Origin of the sequence: Propionicimonas sp. (genome assembly GCF_034927565.1) — a bacterium.
Classification (GTDB): Bacteria; Actinomycetota; Actinomycetes; order Propionibacteriales; family Propionibacteriaceae; genus Propionicimonas.
The window spans coordinates 1-6,587 of sequence record NZ_JAYFPT010000076.1 but is presented as its reverse complement, the minus strand read 5'-3'; the positions used below and the strand labels follow the sequence as shown (position 1 = coordinate 6,587).

10 protein-coding genes are annotated in these 6,587 nt (G+C 67.1%); 6 read left to right on the top strand and 4 right to left on the bottom strand.

Annotation, left to right across the window (positions count from 1 at the left end; translation table 11 throughout):
- The first annotated feature begins 57 nt into the window (after positions 1-57).
- Positions 58-726 (top strand): SDR family oxidoreductase, encoded by a 669-nt coding sequence (locus tag VB080_RS12715; protein ID WP_323418826.1) that lies wholly within the window; start codon positions 58-60, stop codon positions 724-726.
- Between the two features lie 205 nt (positions 727-931).
- Here the strand turns inward: VB080_RS12715 and VB080_RS12710 are convergent, their stop codons facing one another.
- Complete coding sequence (locus VB080_RS12710; RefSeq protein ID WP_323418825.1) at positions 932-1,201, bottom strand: Rho termination factor; 270 nt, start codon at positions 1,199-1,201, stop codon at positions 932-934.
- A gap of 285 nt (positions 1,202-1,486) precedes the next feature.
- Between VB080_RS12710 and VB080_RS12705 the strand changes: the two genes are divergently transcribed.
- The 3 genes from VB080_RS12705 to VB080_RS12695 all read left to right on the top strand — a co-directional run bounded on the left by VB080_RS12705 (position 1,487) and on the right by VB080_RS12695 (position 3,194).
- Complete coding sequence (locus tag VB080_RS12705) at positions 1,487-2,596, top strand: ANTAR domain-containing protein (protein ID WP_323418824.1); 1,110 nt, start codon at positions 1,487-1,489, stop codon at positions 2,594-2,596.
- Positions 2,597-2,851: 255 nt separating this feature from the next.
- Positions 2,852-3,037, top strand: coding sequence for a CsbD family protein (locus VB080_RS12700; protein WP_323418823.1), 186 nt, complete (start codon positions 2,852-2,854; stop codon positions 3,035-3,037).
- Positions 3,038-3,050: 13 nt separating this feature from the next.
- The gene (locus tag VB080_RS12695; RefSeq protein WP_323418822.1) at positions 3,051-3,194 is read left to right on the top strand and encodes a GPGG-motif small membrane protein; all 144 of its coding nucleotides are present in this window, start codon (positions 3,051-3,053) and stop codon (positions 3,192-3,194) included.
- Positions 3,195-3,338: 144 nt separating this feature from the next.
- On the opposite strand, the gene VB080_RS12690 is transcribed toward VB080_RS12695, so the two are convergent.
- The 3 genes from VB080_RS12690 to VB080_RS12680 all read right to left on the bottom strand — a co-directional run bounded on the left by VB080_RS12690 (position 3,339) and on the right by VB080_RS12680 (position 5,026).
- A complete protein-coding gene (locus VB080_RS12690) occupies positions 3,339-3,503 on the bottom strand; it encodes a hypothetical protein (RefSeq protein ID WP_323418821.1) in 165 nt (54 codons plus the stop codon).
- A 199-nt stretch (positions 3,504-3,702) separates the two neighbouring features.
- On the bottom strand, positions 3,703-4,500 hold the full coding sequence (locus VB080_RS12685; RefSeq protein WP_323418820.1) for a sigma-70 family RNA polymerase sigma factor: 798 nt from the start codon (positions 4,498-4,500) through the stop codon (positions 3,703-3,705).
- A gap of 370 nt (positions 4,501-4,870) precedes the next feature.
- The gene (locus tag VB080_RS12680; RefSeq protein ID WP_323418819.1) at positions 4,871-5,026 is read right to left on the bottom strand and encodes a YHS domain-containing protein; all 156 of its coding nucleotides are present in this window, start codon (positions 5,024-5,026) and stop codon (positions 4,871-4,873) included.
- A gap of 279 nt (positions 5,027-5,305) precedes the next feature.
- Between VB080_RS12680 and VB080_RS12675 the strand changes: the two genes are divergently transcribed.
- Positions 5,306-5,704: a low affinity iron permease family protein gene (locus tag VB080_RS12675; RefSeq protein ID WP_323418818.1), complete on the top strand. Its 399-nt coding sequence runs from the start codon at positions 5,306-5,308 to the stop codon at positions 5,702-5,704.
- 214 nt (positions 5,705-5,918) lie between these two features.
- On the top strand, positions 5,919-6,587 hold a 669-nt coding region (locus tag VB080_RS12670), incomplete at its 3' end, for a nucleoside/nucleotide kinase family protein (RefSeq protein ID WP_323418817.1).

Here is a 6,587-nt window from a genome sequence, read left to right as displayed (position 1 = left end):
GGCGATTCGGGCATTGGGCGCGCTGTCGCGATCGCCTTCGCTCGCGAAGGAGCTGATGTGGCGATCGGCTGTCTGGCCGACGAGGAGAGGGACGCTCGCGAAACCGTCGAACTGATCGAGCAGGCAGGTGTGACGGCGTTGGCCATCGCCGCGGATCTCACCGACATCGACGCTTGTCAGCGCCTGGTGGGTGAGGCGGTTGACGGCCTGGGCGGGCTGGACATCCTGGTCAACAATGCGGGTTTCCACTTCACCAGGGCGGGAGCTGGAACTCTGGAGGGCTTGGAGCCCGACCTGGTGGACCGCGTGCTGCGGACCAACATCGAAGCCGTGCTCTGGGTCTGCCAGGCGGCGCTGCCGCATCTCCAGCGGGGCTCGGTGATCATCAACACCAGTTCCATCCAGGCCTATGAACCTTCCGCGCACCTGCTCGACTACGCTGCCACCAAAGCTGCGGTCAACAGCATCACGGTGAATCTCGCCGAGCAACTCGGCCCGCGCGGTATCAGGGTCAACGCCGTTGCGCCGGGACCGATCTGGACTCCGCTGCAGCCCGCTACCCGCACTGCCGAAGAGCTTGAGCAGTTCGGCTCCGACAGCCCTCTGGGTCGAGCTGGACAGCCCGCCGAGGTGGCGCCGGCTTTTGTCTTCCTGGCTTCCGAGCAAACCGCCAGCTACGTCTCTGGGAGCATCCTGGGCGTCACCGGCGGCAAGGCCACGTTCTAGCGCTGGCGCGTGCGGGCTGCCGGCCGTGGCGCGGGCGTCCTCTATTGACCCTCGGGTGATCGATCGGTACCGCGACGGCAGGACTATTGATCCGGCGCTTGCCTGTGCCCATCGGGGTCCCGGGGGACGGGCAGCGGCCGAAGCGGCGATGGCGGAACTACTCGGGGGATGACCCCGGGACCCGCCCTGCGTGGTTGCCGCGCGCTCAGTGGTTGCGGAGGGCGTCGATCAACTCGGCCTTCGACATCCGCGAGCGACCCTTGATGCCGATCTCCGCCGCCCGCTTCGTCAACTCTGCCTTGGTGCGGTCGTCGTAGTCAGTGGCCTTGCCGCCTTTGCGGCCGACCGCTCCTCGTGACGACTTCGCGGCGGCGTTGGCTATCCGGGCTGCCTTCTCCTTGCTGGCGCCGTCGTCGCGGAGGGTCTCGTACAGTTCCTTGTCCTTCACCGAAGGTCCGGGATCTCGCTTGGGCATCTTTCCTCCTCTGTCCATGGTTCTCCTACCCACTGGGCCGGTCGACTACACCTGCAGCGAGGCCGTGCCACAGAATTCCGCACCCGGCGGCCGCCGCACATCCACGCCCCTACCGAGGTGCACCGGCGAGGAGCTACGACGATCGTGGCCCGGTATTCGCGCGAACCTCCCCACTGGCGCCGCATCGTTGCTAGCGTTTGGTGTCGATCAAGCTGTGATATCGACGCCACCGCGTGCACATTCGAACTCTCGAACCTTCGGGCACCACGAGGAAGAAGTGTGTCCATGAACGAGCCAGTGCCGGGCTTGCCCGGGGAGTTGGGAGGCCCGATGACCGGGCCGACCGGCGAGAGGGCTGCGTCCGCGCCGAGCGTCGTGACGAATCCCGTGATGGTGGAAGCCGATTCGATCGACGCGGCCTGGCGGCAGGCCGTGATCCGGTCGATCCGCGACGGCCTGCTGATCTTCGATTCCGAGGGGCTGGTGCTGGAGTTGAACCAGGCCTTTACCGACCTGCTGGGCTATCGGCTGGAGGACGGCCCGTTCCGTCCGCCCTACCCGTGGTGGCCCACCGAGCAGGAGGATCCCGAGGCCCTGGCAAAGATCCAGGACGTCTACCAGGGCATCCTCGGCGGTGATGAGGCGGAGCGTGAGTTGCTGCTGTACCGGCGGGATCGTCGTCCGCTGTGGGTGCTCTCCGGCGGAACGGTGATTCATCATCAGGCGATCGGGATGACCCACCTGCGCACCCTGCGCGATGTCACCCGTGCCCACGAGGCCACGGAGCGCCGGGCGGCTGCCGCCGAGGTCAGCCAGGGTTTCGCAACGGTGGACGATCTCGCCGCGCTGATCGGCATCGCCGAACACGGCTTCGGGCTGCTGTTCGACGGCAACTGCACGATCCGGCTGAGTGACGGCGGGTCTGCCCTGTGGTTCAGTGCGGCCGACGCTGTCGCCGCCGATCAACTGCCGGACGAGGTGCTGCGCGGCCTGGACGGCGAGCGGGATCCGGACACCACCCGGCGCCGCCCCGGCATTCTGCTGGTGGCTCCCACGCCGGACACCGACTCCCGGGCCTGGATCCAGTTCCCGCAGCCACGCCGGATCACGGTCGAGGAGATGATCGCCGCCGACCTCCTGGCGGTTGCCTTCGCGGCGGCACTGGGCCGGGTAACCACCGCCCAGGAAGCTGCCGACCGGGAAGCGAACCTGCGGGTGGCGGTGGAGAGTCACCGGTTGATCGGGCAGGCGACCGGGATCCTGGTCGAGCGGCACCGTATGCTGCCCGGTGCTGCCTTCGAGCGCCTCCGCCGGGCAAGTCAGCAGCGCAACCTGAAATTACGCGATCTTGCCGCACAGGTGATCGAGACCGGCGCCGACCCGGAGAGTGCGTGACATCGGGCCGCAACCGGTCGATGTTGTCCCGGACGCTTACTCGTCCGGTTGGGTGGGTACTGCGAGGCTACCGGGTGAGGCTGCCGGGCCCGCGGCTCTCCCGCAGGTGCGCCGGTTGAAATCGCAGCCGGCGCACCGCCGTGGGTGCCGCTGCCGGCTGTCAGGAGCCCACCACGTCCGGCCGGATGATCTTCGTGTTTGACCAGTGCCGCAGCGGGTATTTCAGGGGGACCCGAGCAACGAGAGGAACTCACCATGGGAATCGAAGACAAGGCCAGGAACGCCGCGCAGGATGCCGCCGGGAAGGTGAAGGAGGGCGTCGGTCGGCTCACGGGCGACGACCGTATGGAGGCTGAAGGCAAGATCGATCAGGCAAAGGCCGCGGTGAAGAAGACCGCCGAGGAGGCCAAGGACACCATCGAAGACCAGTTCCGCGGCTGAGGCGGCAGCGCTCATGGCCACTTTTTTGTGGATTCTCGCAGCGGTGCTGGTGATCTCCGGCATCGCCGCCATTGTCAAGAAGCAGATTCTGTGGGGCATTGTCCTCATCGTCGTCGGCCTGGCAGTCGGGCCCGGCGGGGTGAGTCTTTTCACCTGATCTGTCAGGCGCCGAGCATGCCGGTGGCCCGCAGGGTATGAACCTTGCGGGCCACCGGCTTTGTTGCGTGGGGATCCCTTGCGTGCAGGGCCTGCTGGTGCGCGCCAGTCGCTTCGAACCGTTGCGGGCTCGAGACCGCCGTCCTCAGCTTCCGGTGTTGCCCACGTACTCGCCCGGATCCGCCACGAAGGCGTCGCGGCACCTGGTCGAGCAGAACTGGTAGGTCTGGGCGTCGTGGACGGCGGTCGCACCGGGCTGCGACTCGGGGAACTCCATGCCGCATACCGGGCACTCGACGATGTTCTCCATGGCTCCTCCTTTTCTGGGCCTTGGTGGTTTCGTACCCTCCGCGGCGGTGGGTCAATCGGGCTGCGACCGCTGATCGTCACGATCGCGCAAGCCATGGCAGGTGGTTGCGCGGTTGGACCGACAACCGCGAACCCGCCACCCACCGGGGTGATCGGGAGCGACTCGGGGGGTTGGAGCCGCTCCCGATCACCGGTCCAACTCAGGCGGCAACCTGCTGGGGAGGCTGCAACCTGATCCGCAACTGCGCCAGCAGCGCCCGGAGAATCCGTGACACCTGCATCTGGGAGACGCCGAGGCGCCGCCCGATCTCGCTCTGACTGCACTCCTCCGCGAACCGCCACCGCAACACCGCCTGGTCGCGGTGGGAGAGCTCGGTGAGGGCCCGTCGCAGATCGAGGTGCTCGATCAACTCCTCGATGGCATCGCCCTGGTCACTCAGGGCATCTCCGACGGTGACCGAGGCGTCGTCGCGGGCAGGCGCCTCCAGTGAGACTGGACGATAGCCGCCGCCAGCCGCCAGGCTCTCCCTCAACCGCTGTGGATCGACCTCAAGGTGCCGTCCGAGATCGTCGATGCTCACTTCGTGACCGACTGCCTGTTCCAGGGCCTGCCGGCCGCGGGTGGCGCGGGCTCGCAACTCCTGGAGTTGGCGAGGAGGCCGGACCATCCAGCCATGGTCCCGGAAGTGCCGCTTCAGTTCGCCGGCGATGGTGGGGACGGCGAACGAGGCGAACGGCCTGCCGAGCCGAGGCTCGAAGCGGTGGATGGCCACCACCAGGGCGGCTCGGGCAACCTGCAGCAGGTCGTCGTGTTCGGTTCCTCTGCCGACGTAGCGTCCCGCGAGGGAGTCGCAGAGGGGAAGGTTGACCCGCACCAACTCATCGACCAGCTGCTCGGCGTACCCGGGATCCGGATTGCCGTGCAGTTCGGTGAAGAGTTCGGCGGTGCGCTGCTCGCGCTGCTGGGGGACGGCTGCCAGTGCAACTCCACGTGCCATGGCTCGCTCCCTTCGGTGAAAGGCGTCGGAGTCGGCACGTGGTTTGACCGCTCGGACTCTGCCAGCCTGACACGGGTCGGCGCTGGATGCAAGACCTGCCGGGGTATCCGTGCATCACGCTGCGCCCTATTTCACCTTGTCACCACACATTTCGGGGTGGTGGAGCCCGAGTGGTCAGCTGTCTGGATGCCAGCTGACCACTCGGGCAGAGTGGCGAGGGCGGGTGGTCGCCCGCCGGCGGCGAACTCCGCTGCCAGGGTCGGTCCTGCCGGGGGGAGGCAGGCGGGGGTGGGCTTCGGAGCGTGCGCCGGCCACTCGATCGGGGTATCCCGGCAGCCCGATTGTGCTCCTGGATACTCCGTGGAACGGGTCAGTCGGGAACCTCCACGAAAGCGCCGGGGTTGACGATGAACTGATCGTGGCAGGCCGGCGAACAGAAGTAGTAGAGCTCGTCCCGGACACTCTCCGAAGGAGCGGTCTCGGGATCGACCGGTGCACCACATACGGGACATTGCGGCTGAGCCATGATGGACTCCTCTCTCCTGACGTGGGGATTACCCACTCCAGGATGCTCCCAAACAGGGCGCTCGCCCGCGACCAGTGCACGGCCGCCGCGGTGTTCGGGTGTTGCTCGGCTGCGGGCGCCTGGCCGCCTCGCGAGGCTGAGCACCCATCCCGGCCAGGTAGTCGTCGTTCTCGGCCCGCTGGGTTGGATTCGGTTGGTGCGGGTATGTCAGAAAGGACACGAGCCCGGCTCCGTCGTGGCCTCGGACTGCTCGCGTCCCCGATCGAGAGGAGTTCAACGATGCATGGCGGGAGTTGGTTTCTGAAGGTGGCGAACCTCCTGTCCCGGTTCGCCGGCCGGGCGAGCACCTTCGTCGGTGCGGTCGGGCTGGTTCTGCTCTGGGCGGTGTTGGGCCCGGTGTTCGGGTTCAGCGACACCTGGCAGTTGGTGATCAACACGTCGACCACGATCGTCACCTTCCTGATGGTGTTCCTGATCCAGAACACCCAGAACCGTGACACCGCGGCGATCCAGACCAAGCTCGACGAGCTGATCCGGGTGACCCAGAACGCTCACAACGCGCTGCTCGACCTCGAGGAACTCGACGACGAGGACATTGCCCGGATCCGGGCGCCCTACGAGGAACTGGCGCGGCGCGCGCGGGAACAGGACCACCTGGGCGACATGCGCGCTGAGTGACGGTGGTCGGCGTGGCGGTCCGGCGCCCGCCCCAGACGACTTTCCGACCAGGCGGTCGCACTGTCGTTGGACGCAACCCATGCGGGCGGCGTCCGCCTGCGCACAGCGAGCATCCCCGTCGGGGGTCTTTCGGTTGCTGAGGTAGTCGGTACGGTGGACGTCCACGGCAGCCTGATCGGCTGTACCACGAGAAGCCACAGGAAAGTCGGAGACCATGGCCGAACACCCGCGGGATGCAATTCCGGGCGACTACTCGGTGGAGCTGCAGCGGGTAGCGGCCGAAGTGCTGGAGCGCTGCGGAGGTCCAGCACCGGTCATGGTGGGGATCGCAGGACCGCCGGGCTCTGGCAAGTCCACGTTCGCCGGCCAGTTGGTGTCCCTGCTCGGAGAGAAGGGGACGAAGGTCGGGTACGTCCCGCTGGACGGATTTCACCTGGCCGATCACATGCTCGAGGAACTCGGCCTTCGTGCGGTGAAGGGCCGGATCGACACGTTCGACGCCTGGGGTTATCTGTCTGCGTTGCGCCGGATCGCCTCCGGCGCGGAGCCCGTGGTCTACTGCCCGTCCTTCGACCGGATTCTCGAGCAGCCGCTGGCCGGTGGCATTGCCGTACCGAGCTTTGTCGAGGTGGTTGTGACCGAGGGGAACTATCTTCTGGACGCGGACGAGCCGTGGCCGCTCGTCAGGGAGTTACTCACTGCGGTGTACTACCTGGAGCTGGACGATCGGGTTCGGCGGCAGCGGCTGGTGCGACGCCATGTCCAGTTCGGCAAGGCCGTCGCAGCGGCAGAGCGCTGGGTGGAAGTCGTGGACGAGGTGAACGCGCGACGGGTCGAGATGACCCGCGACCGTGCTGATTGTGTCCTTGTGTTGCCTGCCGGG